The 19,390-nt window shown below is 35.0% G+C and carries 16 protein-coding genes; 11 read left to right on the forward strand and 5 right to left on the reverse strand.

Annotated elements, in window-relative coordinates; translation table 11 throughout:
* Nucleotide 1: 1 nt before the first annotated feature.
* Genes MG292_RS11015 through rluF form a run of 3 tightly spaced genes read left to right on the forward strand, consistent with a single transcriptional unit; the run spans nt 2 to nt 2,501 of the window.
* Nucleotides 2-781: a zinc ribbon domain-containing protein gene (locus tag MG292_RS11015; protein WP_264532677.1), complete on the forward strand. Its 780-nt coding sequence runs from the start codon at nt 2-4 to the stop codon at nt 779-781.
* 40 nt (nt 782-821) lie between these two features.
* Nucleotides 822-1,670 carry an alpha/beta hydrolase gene (locus tag MG292_RS11020; RefSeq protein WP_264532676.1) on the forward strand — a complete coding sequence of 283 codons (849 nt, stop codon included), beginning with the start codon at nt 822-824 and terminating at the stop codon, nt 1,668-1,670.
* 27 nt (nt 1,671-1,697) lie between these two features.
* The gene (gene rluF, locus MG292_RS11025) at nt 1,698-2,501 is read left to right on the forward strand and encodes a 23S rRNA pseudouridine(2604) synthase RluF (RefSeq protein ID WP_264532675.1); all 804 of its coding nucleotides are present in this window, start codon (nt 1,698-1,700) and stop codon (nt 2,499-2,501) included.
* Nucleotides 2,502-2,543: 42 nt separating this feature from the next.
* Here the strand turns inward: rluF and MG292_RS11030 are convergent, their stop codons facing one another.
* Nucleotides 2,544-4,733: a glutamine synthetase III family protein gene (locus MG292_RS11030; RefSeq protein WP_264532674.1), complete on the reverse strand. Its 2,190-nt coding sequence runs from the start codon at nt 4,731-4,733 to the stop codon at nt 2,544-2,546.
* Nucleotides 4,734-4,988: 255 nt separating this feature from the next.
* Between MG292_RS11030 and MG292_RS11035 the strand changes: the two genes are divergently transcribed.
* The 3 genes from MG292_RS11035 to purU all read left to right on the forward strand — a co-directional run bounded on the left by MG292_RS11035 (nt 4,989) and on the right by purU (nt 7,651).
* Nucleotides 4,989-6,005 carry a glutamine synthetase beta-grasp domain-containing protein gene (locus MG292_RS11035; RefSeq protein ID WP_264532673.1) on the forward strand — a complete coding sequence of 339 codons (1,017 nt, stop codon included), beginning with the start codon at nt 4,989-4,991 and terminating at the stop codon, nt 6,003-6,005.
* A 110-nt stretch (nt 6,006-6,115) separates the two neighbouring features.
* Entirely contained in the window at nt 6,116-6,676 is a 561-nt protein-coding gene (locus MG292_RS11040; RefSeq protein ID WP_264532672.1) for a DUF1543 domain-containing protein, read from the forward strand.
* 120 nt (nt 6,677-6,796) lie between these two features.
* Nucleotides 6,797-7,651 carry a formyltetrahydrofolate deformylase gene (purU, locus tag MG292_RS11045; RefSeq protein ID WP_264532671.1) on the forward strand — a complete coding sequence of 285 codons (855 nt, stop codon included), beginning with the start codon at nt 6,797-6,799 and terminating at the stop codon, nt 7,649-7,651.
* Nucleotides 7,652-7,814: 163 nt separating this feature from the next.
* On the opposite strand, the gene MG292_RS11050 is transcribed toward purU, so the two are convergent.
* The 3 genes from MG292_RS11050 to prfA form a co-directional block, all read right to left on the reverse strand.
* The gene (locus MG292_RS11050; RefSeq protein WP_264532670.1) at nt 7,815-8,600 is read right to left on the reverse strand and encodes an alpha/beta fold hydrolase; all 786 of its coding nucleotides are present in this window, start codon (nt 8,598-8,600) and stop codon (nt 7,815-7,817) included.
* A 36-nt stretch (nt 8,601-8,636) separates the two neighbouring features.
* Entirely contained in the window at nt 8,637-9,449 is an 813-nt protein-coding gene (pyrF, locus tag MG292_RS11055) for an orotidine-5'-phosphate decarboxylase (RefSeq protein ID WP_264532669.1), read from the reverse strand.
* Between the two features lie 186 nt (nt 9,450-9,635).
* Nucleotides 9,636-10,709: a peptide chain release factor 1 gene (gene prfA, locus MG292_RS11060; RefSeq protein WP_264532668.1), complete on the reverse strand. Its 1,074-nt coding sequence runs from the start codon at nt 10,707-10,709 to the stop codon at nt 9,636-9,638.
* A gap of 234 nt (nt 10,710-10,943) precedes the next feature.
* Between prfA and MG292_RS11065 the strand changes: the two genes are divergently transcribed.
* From MG292_RS11065 to MG292_RS11075, 3 genes are all read left to right on the forward strand, one after another.
* The gene (locus MG292_RS11065; RefSeq protein WP_264532667.1) at nt 10,944-11,417 is read left to right on the forward strand and encodes a DUF6265 family protein; all 474 of its coding nucleotides are present in this window, start codon (nt 10,944-10,946) and stop codon (nt 11,415-11,417) included.
* A 197-nt stretch (nt 11,418-11,614) separates the two neighbouring features.
* A complete protein-coding gene (locus tag MG292_RS11070; protein WP_264532666.1) occupies nt 11,615-14,020 on the forward strand; it encodes a TonB-dependent siderophore receptor in 2,406 nt (801 codons plus the stop codon).
* A gap of 53 nt (nt 14,021-14,073) precedes the next feature.
* Nucleotides 14,074-14,622: a PepSY-associated TM helix domain-containing protein gene (locus MG292_RS11075; protein ID WP_264532665.1), complete on the forward strand. Its 549-nt coding sequence runs from the start codon at nt 14,074-14,076 to the stop codon at nt 14,620-14,622.
* Between the two features lie 68 nt (nt 14,623-14,690).
* Here MG292_RS11075 and MG292_RS11080 read toward each other — a convergent pair whose 3' ends face one another.
* Complete coding sequence (locus MG292_RS11080; protein WP_264532664.1) at nt 14,691-17,324, reverse strand: valine--tRNA ligase; 2,634 nt, start codon at nt 17,322-17,324, stop codon at nt 14,691-14,693.
* Between the two features lie 217 nt (nt 17,325-17,541).
* Here MG292_RS11080 and MG292_RS11085 point away from each other — a divergent pair, with 217 nt between their 5' ends.
* Both MG292_RS11085 and MG292_RS11090 read left to right on the forward strand, forming a co-directional pair.
* The gene (locus MG292_RS11085) at nt 17,542-17,925 is read left to right on the forward strand and encodes a DUF1573 domain-containing protein (RefSeq protein WP_264532663.1); all 384 of its coding nucleotides are present in this window, start codon (nt 17,542-17,544) and stop codon (nt 17,923-17,925) included.
* A gap of 182 nt (nt 17,926-18,107) precedes the next feature.
* Nucleotides 18,108-19,316 carry a pyridoxal phosphate-dependent aminotransferase gene (locus MG292_RS11090; RefSeq protein ID WP_264532662.1) on the forward strand — a complete coding sequence of 403 codons (1,209 nt, stop codon included), beginning with the start codon at nt 18,108-18,110 and terminating at the stop codon, nt 19,314-19,316.
* Nucleotides 19,317-19,390 lie beyond the last annotated feature (74 nt).

Genomic DNA, 19,390 nt, shown 5'->3' on the forward strand with positions numbered 1-19,390 from the left:
TATGGCGACTAAAAAAGAATTAAGTGTCGAGGACAAGTTAAGAGCAATTTACGATTTACAACTAATTGACTCTAGAATTGACGAAATCAGAAACGTAAGAGGAGAACTTCCTTTAGAGGTAGAAGATTTGGAAGATGAAGTGGCTGGTTTAAGCACTCGTTCAGAAAAATTAAAAAACGAACTTGAAGTAATCGAAGAGCAAATCAAAGTAAAGAAAAATGCTATTGATGAGCACAAAGAAGCGATTAAAAAATACACCAAACAGCAAGAAAGTGTTCGTAATAATAGAGAATACAACTCTTTGACTAAAGAAATTGAGTTTCAAGAATTAGAAATTCAATTGGCTGAAAAGCAAATCAAAGAAATGAAAGCTTCAATTGAACATAAAAAAGAAGTGATTGCTAATTCTAAAGAAAAATTAGAATTAAAATCAGCGCATTTGAAACATAAAAAATCTGAATTAGATGCAATTATGGCTGAAACTCAGAAAGAAGAAGAATTCTTATCTGAAAAATCAGCAGAATACCAAGCACAAATTGAAGAGCGTTTGTTAACTGCTTACAAAAGAATCAGAAGTAGCGTTCGCAATGGTTTAGCCGTTGTTTCTATTGAAAGAGGAGCATCTGCAGGTTCGTTCTTTACTATTCCGCCACAAACACAAGTAGAAATTGCTTCAAGAAAGAAAATCATCACCGATGAACACTCTGGAAGAATTTTAGTGGATAGTGCATTAGCACAAGAAGAAAGAGAAAAAATGGAAAAATTATTTTCTAAATTCTAAATAGGCCAAGTCCCGATGCAAATCGGGACTTTTTTTTAGTATGAAACAATTCCTTTTCTTTATAACAACAAAATCATACGGGATTTATATTAATCTCTTGTGCTTTATTAGTCCAAAAAAAGCTACACTTCTCGCTTACTCGCTTTTTAGCCAGCCCCGAAAAGGAAAACTAAACAGTAGCAAGCTTCCTTCTTTTTTAGCAGAAGCAAAAAAAGAAACATTTGAAAAAAACAAACAGTCTTTCCAAACGTATCGTTGGGAAGGTGACGAAAAGATTATTTTTTTGGTTCACGGTTGGCAAAGCAACTCGGCACGTTGGCGAAAATTAATCCCTCATCTTCAGGAAACGGGACATACTATAATTGCTATTGATGCACCGGCACATGGCCTTTCAGGAGGCAAAGAATTCAATGTCATTCAGTACGCAGCGTATATGGAAACTGTAGCTAAAAAATATACTCCAAATTACATCATTGGACATTCCATCGGAGGAAAAACAAGCTTATATTACCAAGCTACGTATCAAAATCCAAGCATTGAGAAAATAGTGCTTTTAGGAGCTCCTGCTGATTTTAAAATCATCTTTGAAAATTATATCAAATTATTGAGTTTGAACAGCCGTATGGTGCAATTATTACACCAACATTATTGGGATTACTTCCAAATTAAAGTAGAACATTTCTCTGCCAAACACTTTGTTTCTTCTATTAAAGCCAAAGGATTTGTAATTCATGATGTAGAAGATAAAATTGTATTGTACAAAGAAGGCGAAAAAATAACCAACCATTGGAAAGCATCTGTTTTAGAAACCACCAAAGGACTCGGACACAGTTTACAAAACAAAGAAGTGTATAAAAAAATTGTAGCCTTTCTTTCTGATGCAAATTAAATCTCCCAAATTCATTATTTTTGCAATATGGAAGACAATCTAAAACGCCTTAACAAATTCATTGGAGAAACCGGTTATTGCTCTCGCAGAGAAGCGGATAAACTAATCGAAGAAGGAAGAGTAAGCATCAACGGCATTGTCCCAGAAATGGGCACTAAAGTAGCACCTGACGATGAAGTGCGTATTGACGGCAAACTGATTGTAGAAAAAAACGAAAAACCCATTTATTTGGCTTTCAATAAACCCGTAGGAATTGAATGTACTACTAATTTGGACGTTCGTGACAACATTGTCGATTACATCAACTATCCTAAACGTATTTTCCCTATTGGCCGATTAGATAAAGCAAGCGAAGGATTGATTTTTATGACCAATGACGGTGATATTGTCAACAAAATATTGCGAGCCAGAAACAATCACGAAAAAGAATATACCGTAACCGTAAACCGACCAATTACCGATCGTTTTATCGAACGCATGGGGAATGGCGTTCCTATTTTGGAAACCGTAACCCGAAAATGTAAAGTGGAACAAATCAGCAAATACACCTTCAAAATTATTTTGACACAAGGCTTGAATCGCCAAATTCGTAGAATGTGTGAGTATTTAGGCTACGAAGTAACCGCTTTGAAGCGCATCCGAATTATCAATATTTCACTAGATGTGCCTGTGGGGCGCTACCGCAAATTAACCGATGCTGAAATTAAAGAATTAAACCAATTGATTGCACCTTCCAGTAAAACCGAAGAAGCGAGTTTGCCCAAAGCAGAACCTACCCGTCGAAAAATAGAATTTCCAAGAAGGAATGAATCTAAATTTAGAAAAAAATAAAAAACTCCCATTACTTGAGTAATAGGAGTTTTTTTTATTTTACTATTTTGTGAACAATAATTCTCTGTATTTTGTCAGCGTCCATAATTCGTTATCGACTAACAATTCTAATTTGTCACAATGATTTCTAATGATATCAAAATACGGTTTTACCTTATTGCAATAGGCTTCAGCCATTGCTTGAGCATCTGTCAAACTATTTGCTTTTTTTCTTTCATCAGTCATTTCATCCACCTTGGTGTTAATTCCTTCTATATGAGCTGAAATTTGTTTGATAATAGCGATTTGCTCTTTAGAAACACTTTCAAAATCTTTTCCAAAGATTTCTTTCAAACCACGAACATTTTCAATCAAGGTATTTTGGTAACGAATTGCGGTTGGAATCACATGATTACGAGCTATATCTCCTAAAACACGGCCTTCAATTTGGATTTTTTTAGTGTATTCTTCCAACTCGATTTCATAGCGTGCCTCTACCTCAACATGATTCATAATTCCAAGTTCCGAGAATAAATCCAAGGCTTGTTTAGACGCTCTAGCTTTTAAAGCTTCTGGAGTCGTTTTGTAATTACTCAACCCTCTTTTGGCCGCTTCTTTTTCCCAAGCCTCGCTGTATCCATCGCCTTCAAATAAGATTTTTTTAGATTGCTTGATGTATTCTCTCAAAACATTGAAAATAGCATCGTCTTTTTTCATGCCTTTATCCTCAATCAATCTATCTACTTCCACTTTAAAATCACGCAATTGTTTCGCTACAATAGCATTCAAAGTGGTCATAGCATTGGAACAATTGGCAGAAGAACCTACTGCTCTAAACTCAAATTTATTTCCGGTAAATGCAAAAGGTGACGTTCTATTTCTATCGGTATTATCCAACATTAAATCTGGAATTTTACCTACCACATTCAATTTTAAATCTGTTTTTTCTTCAGGAGATAATTTTCCAGTTGTAACCCCTTCTAATTCAGCCAATACTTTTGACAATGATTCGCCTATAAAAACAGAAATAATTGCAGGCGGTGCTTCATTGGCTCCCAATCGATGATCATTACTTGCTGAAGCAATAGAAGCTCTCAATAAGGTTTCGTTATCATTAACCGCTTTAATTGTATTGATAAAGAAAGTCAAAAACTGTAAATTACTCATTGGAGTTTTACTTGGGCTCAATAAGTTCACCCCAGTATCTGTAGCTAAAGACCAGTTATTGTGTTTTCCTGATCCATTTACTCCTTTAAACGGTTTTTCATGTAGTAAAACTTTTAAATCATGTCTCTCTGCAACTTTTTCCATCACATCCATCAGCAAACAGTTATGATCTACTGCTAAATTGGTTTCTTCAAAGATAGGTGCAACTTCAAATTGATTTGGAGCTACCTCATTATGACGTGTTTTAACGGGGATTCCTAACAACATACATTCTTGCTCTAAATCTCTCATATACGTCAAAGCACGTGTAGGAATAGACCCAAAATAATGATCGTCTAATTGTTGTCCTTTGGCAGAGGTATGTCCTAACAACGTTCTACCCGTCATCATCAAATCAGGACGGGATTTAGCTAAAGAACGATCGATTAAAAAGTATTCTTGCTCCCAACCTAAAGTAGCCGTTACTTTTTTTACGTTTTTATCAAAATACCTACACACTTCTGTAGCAGCATCATCCATAACGGTCAAGGCGCGTAATAATGGTGTTTTATAATCTAGAGCTTCACCTGTATAGGAAATAAATACGGTTGGAATACACAAAGTAGTACCAAAAATAAAGGCTGGAGAGGTTGGATCCCAAGCAGTATATCCCCTTGCTTCAAAGGTATTTCTAATTCCACCATTTGGAAAACTTGATGCATCCGGTTCTTGTTGAACTAATTGCGCTCCTCCAAATTTTTCTACTGAATCACCTCCATCAAATGAAGTTTCAAAAAAAGCATCGTGTTTCTCTGCAGTAGTTCCTGTCAATGGTTGAAACCAGTGCGTATAGTGAGTTACACCTTTTGATAAAGCCCATTCTTTCATTCCCATAGCCACATAATCGGCAATTTTTCTATCTATTTTGGTTCCGTGTTGAATAGCACCTTGAACTGCTTTATAAGCTTCAGAGGTCAAGAATTGTTTCATCGCTTTTTGATTAAATACATTAGAACCAAAAATGACTGATTTTTTTTCAGTTTCCTCAAAATGAATTGGTTTCCTACTAGATGCTTCTCTTAAAGCTTGAAAACGTAATGTTGGCATAACAGTTTTATTTAATATTAAATACTCATTTTTGCTAAAAAAGCAAATATAATCAATATTAAATCGAGGAAGACAATTGCGAAATTATTTTTTTAGCCTATCAAAAATTATTTTTTTTTAAATATACCCCCTTAAAAAATACACTTATGCGAAAAGTAACCTATAACAACACAAAAAACACCCCTATCTTTTTAAGCTTTAGAAAAATAAATTAAATTTGTGTCAGAATTTGAATCACATATAAATTATAGTATTATGGCTAAAATTAAATTAGAATACATTTGGTTAGATGGTTATGAGCCAACTCAAAACCTTAGAAGTAAAACTAAAGTAGAGGAGCATGAAAATTTCCAAGGAACTTTAGCAGAAATTGGAAACTGGTCATTTGACGGTTCTTCCACCAGACAAGCTGAAGGAGGTTCTTCAGATTGTTTATTAGTTCCTGTTGCTATTTATCCTGATCCTGACCGTAAGAACGGCTACTTAGTAATGTGTGAAGTTATGTATGCTGACGGAACTCCTCATCCTTCTAATGGTAGAGCTACTATCGATGATGAAGATGATGATTTCTGGTTTGGTTTTGAGCAAGAATACTTCATCATGGATACAAAAACTCAATTACCTTTAGGATTTCCTGTAGGAGGATACCCTGCACCACAAGGTATGTACTATTGTTCAGTTGGAGGAAAAAATACTCACGGAAGAAAACTAGTAGAAGAGCATGCTGACTTATGTATTGCTGCTGGAATCAACTTCGAAGGAATTAACCAAGAAGTAGCTTGTGGACAATGGGAATTCCAATTATTTGCTAAAGGAGCTAAAAAAGCAGGAGACGAAATCTGGATTGCTAGATATTTATTAGATCGTTTAACTGAGAAATACGGTTACTATATTGAATACCACCCAAAACCACTTGGTGATACTGACTGGAATGGTTCTGGTATGCATGCTAACTTCTCTAATTCAACTTTAAGAACTTGTGGTTCAAAAGAAACGTACGAGAAAATTTGTGAAGCTTTCCGTCCTGTTACAAAAGAGCACATTGCTGTTTATGGTGCTTATAATGAACAACGTTTGACAGGTAAACACGAAACTGCATCTATCAACGACTTCTCTTACGGAGTTTCTGACAGAGGTTGTTCAATCCGTATTCCATTAATGACCGTTCAAAAAGGTTGGAAAGGTTGGTTGGAAGATAGAAGACCAGCTTCCAATGGAGACCCTTACAAAATTGCTGCTAGAATTATCAAAACTGTAAAATCAGCTTTGTAATTTAACCTCAATATACAACAAGAGTGCCTTCTATAATAGAAGGCACTTTTTTTATTTCTTTTTTTAAATCTTCAATTTCTGCATAGTAGATAAATCTGTATTTTTGTTTGATGACACAAGACTTAAAATTATATATGGTCATGCTAGGATGTACTCCCGAAGGCCGATATACCGAACAACACGATATTTTTTTTGGAATAGGAAATTCTTTAAAAGAATTAATCCCCCAAATGGATGCTTTTTGGCCTGAAGCTAAAGGAAAATTTCATATTGATGCTTGGCGCGAAGTAACAACCGTTGATAATTTTTCTATTTCTATCGGAACTAAAAAAACAATCGAGAACAGTAGAAAATTATTCTTTATTAATTTAGGAGGCTACAAAGAAAATGAATTTGAAGAATACCATTATAAAACATTGACGGTAGCCGAAAGTTTAGGTCTTGCAGCTAAAGTAGCTAAAGCTACTACGTTCTATAAACATTTTAGCTTTGAAGGTGCTACTTCCCACATTGATGATAAATATGGCATTGACGTAGATGAAATTTACAATGTAGATGACATTTTAGCTCCAATTTTTAAGGAGAAGTATTCCATACAAATTACCCCTTCTGAAACAACTTTAGAAGAAGACATACTTCATATTGGCTATTTAAAGATTGACAAGATTTAAACCTAGTTTTATAAAACAATTCTACTTTATATTGTTTTAAAAATGAGGTGATTCTGTAGAAAAATAAGTTTAGATTTGAAACCAGATTAACAAACAAAAACTAGTCCCTAAAAAAAGTATATGCAACGAATTACGATACTTATTCACTGCGAAGACCAAAAATCGATTATTGCCACAGTAACCAATTATATTGCCTCGATTGAAGGAAATATCACCTACTTAGACCAACACGTAGATGCGGATGAAAATGTGTTTTTTATGCGTTTAGAATGTGAGTTTAACGCTAAAGATTGGGATTTAACATCCATAAAATCTCATTTTGAAACCCATTTAGCCAATCCCTTTAACATGAATTGGGAAATTTATTCACAGGACCAAAAGCCCCGTATGGCGTTATTTATATCAAAATACGACCACTGTTTGTATGATATTTTAGGTCGCTATAGTGCTGGTGAATTGAATCTTGAAATTCCGTTAATTATCAGTAACCACGAAGATTTAAGATCAGTAGCTGAACGTTTTGAAATTCCGTTTGAATACGTTCCGTTTACAAAAGAAATTAAAGCGCAAGGAGAACAACAGCAATTGGATTTATTAGCAAAATATGACATCGATTTTGTCGTATTGGCACGCTATATGCAAATTATCACACCTCGGATAATAGCTGCTTACAAAAATAAGATCATCAACATTCACCATTCTTTTTTACCTGCTTTTCCTGGTGCTAAGCCGTATCATTCTGCTTTCAAACGTGGGGTAAAAATTATTGGTGCAACAAGCCATTATGTAACCGAAGAATTAGACGAAGGTCCAATTATCGAACAAGACATTACCCGTGTTTCACACAGTCATTCTATTGAAGATTTTATCATGAAGGGACGCGACTTAGAACGAATGGTTTTGGCAAGAGCCATAAAACTACATGCTGAACGAAAAACTATTGTGTACAATAACAAAACAGTCGTTTTTGCTTAGTTTTAAAAACTTAACGAATCTTCAACAAACTAATAACAAAACCTTAACACTAATACTATCAATCATTTATGATATTTGCAGTGATAATAAACTGGTTATTTATTATTTTGGTTTTGGTTAGTTATGAAAATGCCGATAGCTTGAAAAAAGCTATCGGCATTTTTTATTGATTTATTTTTATGAAAGACAGCACTTCCGAATTAAAAAGAATTGGCTGTTCTACATTGACCACATGACCTGAATTTTGAATCACACAGAGTGTAGAACTACGGTAATGACTCGCAACCACCTTACGAACTGCGGGTAAAAACATATAATCTTCCTCACCCATTACATACAAAGTTGGAATATTCAATTCTACTTGTCGAAACCATCGCAACACCGGATTAATCTCAGCAGTCAATTTAAACCATTTAATAAACTCTTTTTGATACAATTTCTTCGCCTCGTTGATGAATAGAATTCGAGATTGCTTATGATTTTTATTCGGCATAATAACAAAGGCAAAAAAACGATACAACACCAAATAAGGTAAAATATATTTGAACACATTCCCCACAAACATTAAGATTTGAGAACGAAAATTCATTTTCAAAATAGCACCACCCATACTCATACTTTGCACGCGTTCTGGGTACATTTCGGCCAACTGGCGAATTAAAATTGTCCCTAACGAAATCCCTACAAAGTGTGATTTCTCAATTTTCAAATGATTCAATACTTCTAAGATATCATTGGCCAAAGCCGAAAAAGTATATTTCTGTTTGAACGCCTTTTTTAAGTTGGTTTTCGACTCTCCATGCCCTCGCAAATCCAATAATAATACATTGTATTCTTTTTGAAAATCACGAATTTGTTTGAACCAAATAGACGAACTACCTCCAGCCCCATGGACAAAAGTCACCCATTGGTTGCTGTCTTTATTCTCGTATAAGGTATAATTAATCAAGTAGTCTTTTTTGTAAATATAGAAATTAAAACTACGTTAGCCTAAAATAGCTTGCATTTCTTGTTGCATTTGTAAGGCTTCAGCTCTTGCTTTTTCGGCAAAATCAATTCCAGTAGACGCATAAATAATGGCTCTTGACGAATTAATCAACAAGCCAACATTTGCATTCATTCCGTATTTACAAACTTCAGATAAACTTCCTCCCTGCGCTCCTACTCCTGGAACTAACAAGAAACTATCCGGAATAATTTTCCGAATCTCAGTGAAATATTCTGCTTTAGTAGCACCCACAACATACATCAAGTTATGACTGTTTTTCCAAGTTTTGGATGTTTTTAAAACTTGCTTATACAATTCGGTTCCATTCACATTCAAAGTTTGAAAATCAAACGCCCCTTCATTGGAAGTTAACGCTAACATAATGGTGTGTTTGTCTTCAAAAGCCAAAAATGGTTCTACCGAATCTTTACCCATATACGGCGCCACGGTTACCGAATCAAAATTCAAATCTTCAAAGAATGCTTTAGCATACATCGAAGACGTATTTCCAATATCGCCTCTTTTTGCATCGGCAATGGTAAAAATATCAGGATAATTTTCGTTGATATACCGAATTGTTTTTTCTAACGACAACCAACCTTTAATTCCATACGCTTCATAAAAAGCAGTATTAGGCTTATAGGCTACAGCTAAATCATGCGTTGCGTCAATAATCGCTTTATTGAATTCAAAAATAGGATCTTCTGTTTCCAATACGTGTTGCGGAATCTTATTCAAATCGACATCCAAACCCACACACAGGAATGATTTTTTAGCTTGAATTTGATCAATTAATTGTTGTGTTGTCATTGTTGTATATTTAACCGCAAAGTTCGCAAAGTTTTTCGCAAAGTTCGCAAAGTGTTACAAAAAATGCCAAACTTAATTTTAAGCATGGCATTTGATTTATTTTAAATTTACTATTTTATTTTTTGCCACTGGTTACATCGATTATAAAATCATAGTAATCCTTTAATCTGTGGCAAACTAGCTAGACTAAAAAACTTCACTGGCTTTTAATTTCTCCGTATTGTTTACTAATTGCAATTCGTCTATAATTTTCTGAATGTCACCATTCATAATGTTACCCAAATCATATAAAGTCAACCCAATACGGTGATCAGTTACACGACCTTGCGCATAATTATAGGTGCGAATTTTAGCCGAACGGTCTCCTGAACTTACTTGTGAAGAACGCTTTGAAGCATCTTCTTCTTGTTTCTTAGCCAATTCCATTTCGTACAAACGAGAACGTAAAACTGTTAACGCCTTATCTTTATTTTTATGTTGTGATTTTTCATCCTGACACTGCGCTACCAATCCTGTTGGAATGTGCGTCAAACGAACTGCTGATTTCGTTGTATTTACCGATTGTCCGCCAGGTCCTGACGAACAAAAGAAATCCACACGAACATCATTCATATCAATTTGCACGTCAAATTCTTCCGCTTCTGGCAACACCATTACCGTAGCGGCTGATGTATGCACACGTCCTTGAGTTTCTGTTTGTGGTACACGTTGCACACGATGCACTCCCGCTTCAAACTTCAAAGTTCCGTACACATCTTCGCCAGTTACTTCAAAAATAATCTCTTTAAATCCTCCCGAAGTTCCTTCGTTCATGTCCACCACTGAAGTTCTCCACCCTCTACTTTCACAATATTTCGTGTACATACGAAACAAATCGCCAGCAAAAATACTTGCCTCATCACCACCTGTTCCCGCACGAACCTCCACCATTACATTTTTAGCATCTTCAGGATCTTTCGGAATCAATAGGAATTTGATTTCTTCTTCTAATTCTGGCAAGCGCTCTTTAGCTTCGTCTAATTGCATTTTGGCCATTTCCACCATTTCAGCATCTGATCCATCAGCAATAATTTCGTTAGCCTCGTCAATATTAGCCATTAACAAAACATACTCGTCGCGTTTATCAGCCAAGGCTTTCAAACCTTTGTATTCTTGATTCAATTGCACATACCGTTTTTGATCAGCAATTACATCGGGTTGAATAATCAAATCCGAAATCTCATCAAAACGTTGTTTTACTATCTGAAGTCTATCTAACATCTTATTTTTTCCTTTATTTGGAGGGCAAAAGTACAAAAAAGATTGCAGAATTAATTTTAGAAAATCAGATTTTTTAGGAGCCAGTTCCAGCTGTACGCTATATCTTTTTATTTTTTTGAGCTTCGAGAAGCTACGCTGCAAAAAAAATAAAAAGGATGTCGCTACCATCTGGGCTAATTCGTATCTTTTCCCTAATATTGTATTCGTTTCAACAACACTTTTAAATCCAACAAAATGCGTCAATTCATTCTTTTTTCATTATTTAGTTTACTACTATTTTCTTGTACTACTACTTCTAAAAACGAAAAAATAAAAGCTTCTGAATGGCTTATCGGTCAATGGGAAAATAGATCAGAAGAAGGAATCTTAACTGAAAATTGGATCAAATCCAACGACAGTACCTTAACAGCAGAATCATTTTTTATCAAAGGAAAAGACACCTTGCATTTTGAAACCATCCGTTTAGTAGAAAAAAAGGGAGAGCTAGTTTATGAAACTATTATCAAAGGACAAAACAACGACAAACCTATTTTGTTCCCATTAATTTCAGAAACAGAAAATGAATTGGTTTTTGAAAACCTTCAAAACGACTATCCACAAAAAATCAAATACCAACATCATTCAAAATCGGTTATTACCATTGCTATCTCAGGAACTCAAGCTAAAAAAGTAGTATCTGAGCAATTCAAAATGGCGAAAGTAAAATAGATTAAATCCATTTATATATCGAATATTTGAAACCTTGCTCCAAAAAGCAAGGTTTTTTATTCCCTAAAAAACTGATTTTCAACATTACAAAAATTCTTTTAAAAATATTATTAAGATTTAATCTAAATAAACTTTGATAATACAAATGTTGCTTTTATATTTGCGTCGTTATTTTTAATTATTCCAAATAAACGATTATGAAGAAGCAAATCAACATTCTAATTATCACATTAATCTCAAGCCTCTGTTGCTACGCACAAGAAATAGGTGCAATTGAAGGTACGATTATTTCCAAAGATGGTTATCCTCTTTCGGGCGTTTCCATTAAATTAGGGAAGAAAAACTCAATCTCTAAAACCGATGATAAAGGTATGTTTCGATTTGACAACTTTCCTGTTGGTTTACACACAATTACCATTGAAGCTGAAGGTTTAAAAAAACAAACACAAGACATAAAAGTAGTCGCCAATGAAATTAACAAAGTGACATTTACTTTAGAAGAGCAAATGGAAACACTCAGGGAAATCGTAATCGTAATAAAAGAAAGTCCAAATAAACGAAAAGTAAGTGCAGTACGTTCTGGCTTGAAGCCAATGGATATTCCACAGAGTATACAGATTATTGATAACGAAATTATTGCACAACAACAAGCTATTCGACTAAGCGAAGTGATTAAAAATGCCAATGGTGTTTATGTGGGTTCAGCTCGTGGCGGAGCTCAAGAATCTTTTTGGTCTAGAGGCTATGACATGACAGCAAACAATATGTTTAAAAACGGTTTTCGATATAATGCAGGTTCTATTCCAGAGGTGTCTTCTCTAGAAAAAGTTGAATTTTTAAAAGGTGGATCAGCTTTATTGTATGGAAATGTAGCTCCCGGCGGAATCTTAAATTTGGTTACCAAAACGCCAACTTTCAAAAAAGGTGGTGAAATTGCTATACAGTCAGGAAGTTTTGCTTTTTACAAACCATCAATTGATTTTTATGGACCATTAAACAAATCCATTGCCTACCGATTCAATGGTTCCTATGAAAATTCGGAAAGTTTTAGAAATGTAGTCAAAAGAGAACGCTATTATATCAATCCTTCTTTCTTATTTAATTTGAATGCAAAAACACAGCTTACCATACAAGGAGATTTTATGAATGACAATTGGACTCCTGATTTTGGAACAATATTAATTGGAAAACAAATTTACAATGTAGGTAGAAGCAATTACTATGGGGCTTTATGGTCTAATGGAAACACAAAAACAACCAGCGCCTCTGCCCTATTGAACCATTCATTAAACAAAAATTGGAAGCTTAATTTCAATTCGTCTTACCAAAATTATGATCGTGAATGGAAAGGGACAGAACGCATTCAAATTACCAATCCAAACGGGACTTGGAGCCGTCCTTTAGGACAATATAAAAACCTAGAAGCTATTTTGGGCGAACAAATCAGTTTGCAAGGATGTTTCAAAACAGGAAGCATCAAACACCAAACTTTTTCAGGAATTGACTTTGAAAATTCAATAGCAACGGCTAATACATTTGTATTTTCACCTGCCAATTATGATACTATAAACGTCTTTACATTTGAACCAAACAATCAAGCAACTACTGAACCAAACGCAGTTAATACACGTAAGGTCATTACTACTACCAACCGTTTTGGAATATATGCTCAAGATTTGATTTCGTTTAATGAAAAATTTAAAATCCTTGCTGGTATCCGTTGGTCGTGGCAAGAAGCACAAGCTGCAACTCACAACTTACTTGCAAGTCCTGTAACCATTACAAAAGGAATAAATTTAAAAGACAAAGCCTTCTCACCCAAAATTGGATTAATCTACCAACCTGATAAAAATTCGTCATTATTTGCAAGTTATTCCAATTCGTTTACTCCAAATACAGGAACTACAGTAGATTTAAAACCAATTGCTGCATCCATTATTGATCAATATGAAATAGGTGTTAAAAAAGATTTTTGGAACGGAATATTGAGTACCAATGTTACGGTGTATCAAATAACCAATAGTAATTTAGCACAAACCGCCGAGTTCAAAGCCGATGGCGTTACTCGAAATACCGATACAACAATTAAAGTATTAAATGGAGCAACCAAAAGCAAAGGGATAGAAATTGATATTACAGCCAAACCATTTGAAGGTGTAAATATTAATGCTGGATACAGTTATAATGATAGTCGTTTTACTAAAACCTCTATAAGCAACGGTAGTTTCATTCAAGGAGATAGACTAGTTCGAACTCCAGTTAATACTGCTAACTTAAGTTTCTTTTATAACATTCCTACAGGAAAACTAAAAGGACTTTCTATTGGAGCTATTGGAAACTATATTGGAGATCGTTTTGGTGGTTGGAACGATCAATATGTAGTAAATGCTACCACTGGTGCTGTAACAATTAATGATAGAGACATTCCTCTTTCAGGCTATACAACAGTAGATATTTCAGCAGGTTATACTTGGGAAAAATGGAGTATTTTATGTAAACTTTCTAATATCACAAACGAACTTAACTATACTGTTCACGAAAATTATAGCGTTAATCCAATTGCTCCTCGCCAAATTATGACTAGCATTAAATACAAATTCTAATTAAACCTTTTTATATTCGCTTAGTCTATATATAAACCAAAAAACTAAACAACATGAAAAAAATTAATTGGAGAGACTTACACAGAGATTTAGGGTATTTTTATATCGGACTAATTGTTTCCTTTGCCTTTTCTGGACTTCTAATGAATCACCGTGAAATGTGGCACCCTGAAAAATATACTATTGAAACTAAAACCATTGAAGTTAAATTACCTGCTGAAAGTGATATCAACGAAAAATATGCCGAAGATTTAGGCAAACAACTAGGTATAGAGGGTAAAATGAGACGTCATATGGTTAAAAAAGGAGAATTCAGAATGTCTTTCGAAAACCAAGATATAGAAATTGACCTCAAAACTGGTAAGGGTGAAATTATCTCATTCTTAAAAACTCCACTTATCAGTCAAACTATGCAATTGCATAAGAACACCTCAAATTTTTGGATTTACTATTCAGATATATTTGCAATAAGCCTAATTATCATTGCCTTAACTGGAACTATTATGATCAAAGCAGGTAAATTCAGTTGGAAACAGCGCGGTTGGAAACTAGCCGTTGCCGGAATTATTTTTCCTCTACTTTTCTTATTTTTATTAGGTTAATTTTCGCTATAATTCATAAAAAATCCCGTTCTAAATCAGAACGGGATTTTTTTATTCCAAAAGTAGACCTATTTCAATCCTGCCAAACTTTGTTCAATCGTTGCAATTTTAGCCAAAGCATCCGCTTCTTTCTTGCGTTCCATTTCGATTACTTTTTCTGGAGCCCCTGCCACAAATTTTTCATTCGATAATTTTCCTTGCACTGACTTCAAGAATCCTTTAATATAATTTAACTCTTCAGTCAATTTAGCAATTTCTTCTTCTACATTAATATTTCCAGTGATTGGAATACAATATTCATTGGATTTCACACGGAAAGACAACGCGCCATCTACTTTATCCGACACATAGTCTAAAGTAGCAATATTACCTAATTTGCTAACAACTGCATCAAAATAAGTCGAAGACTTGTCGTTATTTACTACCTTCAATTCAATAGCATCTTTGAACGGAATGTTCTTGTCTTTTCGAATCGTTCTAATACCCGAAATCACTTCGATAATGTTATCAAAATCAGTAATCAAACTCGCATTAAATGGTTTCATTGTTGGCCAAGTAGAAACAATCAATGCTTCTTCTTTCGTTCTTTCAGTTAATAATTGCCAAATTTCTTCCGTCAAGAACGGCATGAATGGGTGTAGTAATTTCAAGTTGTTTTCCAACATTTCAATGGCTTTCGCCAAAGTCAAACTGTCAATTGGTTGTTGGTAACCCGGTTTAATCATTTCTAAAAACCAAGAACAGAAATCGTCCCAAACCAATTTATAAATACCCATTAAAGCATCTGAAATTCTGTATTTTTCAAAATTATCCTCAATATCTAAAAGGGTTTGTTGCAATTTAGCTTCATACCATTCAATGGCTACTTTAGACGATTCAGGTTGCGAAATAGCATCTGATACTTCCCAACCTTTAATCAGTTTGAACGCATTCCAAATTTTATTGGTAAATGCTTTCCCTTGGTTACACAATTCTTCGTCAAACATAATGTCATTTCCTGCCGAAGCACTCAACAACAAGCCTACACGAACACCATCGGCACCAAATTTATCAATCAAATCTAAAGGATCAGGAGAGTTTCCTAACGATTTTGACATTTTACGTCGTTGTTTGTCACGAACCAAACCTGTTAAATACACATTTGTAAATGGTTTTTTACCCGTGTATTCGTAACCTGCAATAATCATTCGCGCTACCCAGAAAAACAAAATATCCGGTCCCGTAACCAAATCATTCGTTGGATAATAGTACTTAAAATCTTCGTTTTTAGGATTCATTATACCTCCAAAAACCGCCATTGGCCATAGCCAAGAAGAAAACCAAGTATCTAAAGCATCGACATCTTGAGTTAGGTTGTCAGTTGTCAGTTGTGGGTTGTTGGTTCTTTGTTTTGCTAACTCAAGCGCTGCTTCAATGGTTTCGGCAACTACAAAATCTTCTTTTCCGTCGCCATAATAATAGGCCGGAATTTGTTGTCCCCACCACAATTGACGTGAAATATTCCAATCGCGAATATTATTCAACCAATGCGCATAGGTGTTATCAAAACGTTTTGGATGCAATTTAATTTCGTCATCTTCTAAAACCGCTTTGATGGCTGGTTTTACCAAATCTTCCATTTTCAAGAACCATTGATCGGACAAACGAGGTTCAATTACTGCTTTGGTTCGTTCCGAAGTTCCTACTTTATTCAAGTGGGTTTCGGTTTTAGCCAAAGCACCAACCGTTTCTAATTCTTTGGCAATCGCCTCACGAACCACAAAACGATCTAGTCCTTGGTAATGCAAACCAAAGCTATTTAAAGTAGCATCTTCATTGAAGATATCAATAATTTCTAGATTATGTTTCTCGCCTAAGGTTTTGTCGTTCATGTCGTGAGCAGGTGTCACTTTCAAACAACCGGTACCAAATTCTACATCAACATACTCATCTTCAATGATGGGTACTACTCTACCGCAAATTGGTACAATGGCTTTTTTACCTTTCAAATGAGCAAAACGCTCGTCATTAGGATTAATACAGATGGCTGTATCTCCAAAAATAGTTTCTGGACGTGTCGTTGCCACAGTCAAAAAGTCGTTACTTCCTTCGATTTTATAGTTAAGGAAATACAACTTTCCTTGTTGTTCTTCATAAATTACTTCCTCGTCAGACAAGGTCGTTTTAGCTTCTGGATCCCAATTCACCATTCGGTAACCGCGATAAATCAAGCCTTTGTTGTACAAATCCACAAACGAACGAATTACAGAGGCTGACATATCTGGATCCATAGTGAATTTGGTACGTTCCCAATCACAAGAAGCTCCTAATTTTTTCAATTGTTCCAAAATCACGCCACCGTATTTATCGGTCCATTCCCAAGCGTGTGCCAAAAATTCCTCACGAGTCAAATCGTTTTTATTGATTCCTTCGGCTTTTAATTTAGCCACTACTTTGGCTTCGGTAGCGATAGAAGCATGGTCTGTTCCTGGTACCCAACAGGCATTGAATCCTTTCAAACGCGCTCTACGAATCAAGACGTCTTGAATCGTATTGTTCAACATGTGTCCCATGTGCAACACTCCAGTTACATTGGGTGGCGGAATTACAATCGTATAAGGCGTTCTATGGTCAGGTTCCGAATGAAAATAGTTATTTTTCATCCAATAGTCGTACCACTTTTGTTCAATCGTTTTGGCGTCGAATTGTGCAGGAATTGTCATTGTATCGTAAATTCTTTAATCGTTATATGGTGTTTATTTTCAGGAGTGAGACATTGAATGTCAAATTCAGAAATAACACTTTATACTTTGGCTTTTATTTTGTAAGCCAAATAAGCAACAAAAGTAACTAATTAAGTAGACTATAAAAAACGAAATAAAAATTTGTAGTGTAAATAAAAGAAACTAAATTTACTAATCATTTAAATCATTTTTGAAAATGCAAAAAATAATCGCCCTCATTTTATTCACCTTGTTTAGCAACATTAGTTTTTCACAAAGTGCTAAAATTGAATTTTCAGCCAAAGAAAACACCATTGATTATGGAAAGGTAACCAAAGCTACCGATTCTGGTATACGTGTTTTTGAATTTACCAATACTGGAGACGCTCCTCTAATAATAACCAACGTACTTTCTACTTGTGGATGTACCGTCCCTACAAAACCCGAAGCACCAATTCTACCTGGAAAAAAAGGAAAAATTGAGGTAAAATACAATATGGCCACAGGACCTATTCGTAAAACAATCACAGTAGAATCAAACGCCACCAATTATGAAGGCGGAAGGATAGCTCTAAAAATAAAAGGAGAGGTAGTCGAATAATTTACTTTTCAATTCCATTTAGAAAACGCCTTTTGTACTCCAAAAGGCGTTTTTATTTTGATTCATATACTGAAAACATCTTAAAAATATAACATTTTAAGCTGTTTTTATGAGCAAATACAACGATTAATTACAATAACTTAAGAAAAAAAATTGCAAATTTGCAATTCAAGATTACAATCATGCCAAAACTATCCACCCGAGGACACTCTATGCCAGAATCGCCAATTAGAAAATTGGCTCCTTTTGCTGATATGGCAAAGAAAAAAGGACACAAAGTGTACCATTTAAATATTGGACAACCCGACATCAAAAGTCCAGAAATAGCGATTAACGCTATTAAAAATATTGATTTAGACATTATCGAATATGGCCCTTCTGCTGGTTATGAAAGCTACCGAAAAAAGTTAGCCCAATTCTATACCAACCAAAACGTAAACGTAAACACCGAAGATATTTTAATCACTACTGGTGGTTCTGAAGCCTTGTTATTTGCTCTAGGGAGTATCATGGACCCTGAAGACGAGTTGATTATTCCTGAGCCATTTTATGCCAATTACAGTGCTTTTGCTGCCGAATCTGCTGCCAAAGTAGTTCCAGTTAATTCGGGTTTTGAAACAGGTTTTGAATTACCTTCCATTGCTGATTTTGAAAAGTTGATTACACCCAAATCTAAAGCTATTTTGATTTGTAATCCAAATAATCCAACAGGGTATTTGTATTCGGAATCCGAGATTCTTCAGTTGGGCGAATTAGTAAAAAAACACGATTTGTTCTTGATTGCCGATGAAGTGTACCGCGAATTCATTTACGGAGACGATATTCATTATTCGGTAATGAATTTAAAAGATGTAGAACAAAATGTCATTATGATTGATTCGGTTTCAAAACGCTACAGTATGTGTGGCGCTCGAATTGGCTGTATGGTAACCAAAAATAGGGACGTAATTGCAGCTGCTATGAAGTTTGCACAAGCGCGACTTTGCCCGCCAACTATTGCACAAATTGCTTGCGAGGCGGCTATTGACACCCCTCAAAGTTATTTTGACGAAGTTATTACTGAATATAGAGAACGAAGAGATACCTTAATTGCAGGCTTACATACTATTGAAGGGGTAAAAGTAAGTACTCCGAAAGCTGCTTTTTATTGCATTGCCGAATTACCAGTGGACAATACGGATGATTTTGCGCAATGGCTGTTAGAAAGTTACGACTTGAATGGCGAAACCGTGATGGTTGCCCCTGCTGGTGGATTTTACTCTACACCCGGTATGGGATTGAATCAAGTGCGCATTGCTTACGTATTAAACAAAGAAGATTTAATTCGTGCCGTAGCGGTATTGAAAGAAGCAATTCCTGCGTATAACGCGAGTAGAAAGCTAAATAAATAAGCTTACTTCACTTTAAGATATAAACTAAAGCAATACTCAAAAAGTATTGCTTTTTGCTTTTAGTACACACAATG

Source organism: Flavobacterium keumense, assembly GCF_029866485.1.
GTDB lineage: Bacteria > Bacteroidota > Bacteroidia > Flavobacteriales > Flavobacteriaceae > Flavobacterium > Flavobacterium keumense.

Coding starts and splice junctions, on each gene's coding strand:
- MG292_RS11035 (WP_264532673.1), top strand. CDS start 4,989: ATGGCTAAAATTAAATTAGAATACATTTGGTTAGATGGTTATGAGCCA.
- MG292_RS11065 (WP_264532667.1), top strand. CDS start 10,944: ATGCGTCAATTCATTCTTTTTTCATTATTTAGTTTACTACTATTTTCT.
- MG292_RS11090 (WP_264532662.1), top strand. CDS start 18,108: ATGCCAAAACTATCCACCCGAGGACACTCTATGCCAGAATCGCCAATT.
- MG292_RS11075 (WP_264532665.1), top strand. CDS start 14,074: ATGAAAAAAATTAATTGGAGAGACTTACACAGAGATTTAGGGTATTTT.
- MG292_RS11030 (WP_264532674.1), bottom strand. CDS start 4,733: ATGCCAACATTACGTTTTCAAGCTTTAAGAGAAGCATCTAGTAGGAAA.
- MG292_RS11020 (WP_264532676.1), top strand. CDS start 822: ATGAAACAATTCCTTTTCTTTATAACAACAAAATCATACGGGATTTAT.
- MG292_RS11080 (WP_264532664.1), bottom strand. CDS start 17,324: ATGACAATTCCTGCACAATTCGACGCCAAAACGATTGAACAAAAGTGG.
- MG292_RS11015 (WP_264532677.1), top strand. CDS start 2: ATGGCGACTAAAAAAGAATTAAGTGTCGAGGACAAGTTAAGAGCAATT.
- prfA (WP_264532668.1), bottom strand. CDS start 10,709: ATGTTAGATAGACTTCAGATAGTAAAACAACGTTTTGATGAGATTTCG.
- pyrF (WP_264532669.1), bottom strand. CDS start 9,449: ATGACAACACAACAATTAATTGATCAAATTCAAGCTAAAAAATCATTC.
- rluF (WP_264532675.1), top strand. CDS start 1,698: ATGGAAGACAATCTAAAACGCCTTAACAAATTCATTGGAGAAACCGGT.
- purU (WP_264532671.1), top strand. CDS start 6,797: ATGCAACGAATTACGATACTTATTCACTGCGAAGACCAAAAATCGATT.
- MG292_RS11040 (WP_264532672.1), top strand. CDS start 6,116: ATGACACAAGACTTAAAATTATATATGGTCATGCTAGGATGTACTCCC.
- MG292_RS11085 (WP_264532663.1), top strand. CDS start 17,542: ATGCAAAAAATAATCGCCCTCATTTTATTCACCTTGTTTAGCAACATT.
- MG292_RS11070 (WP_264532666.1), top strand. CDS start 11,615: ATGAAGAAGCAAATCAACATTCTAATTATCACATTAATCTCAAGCCTC.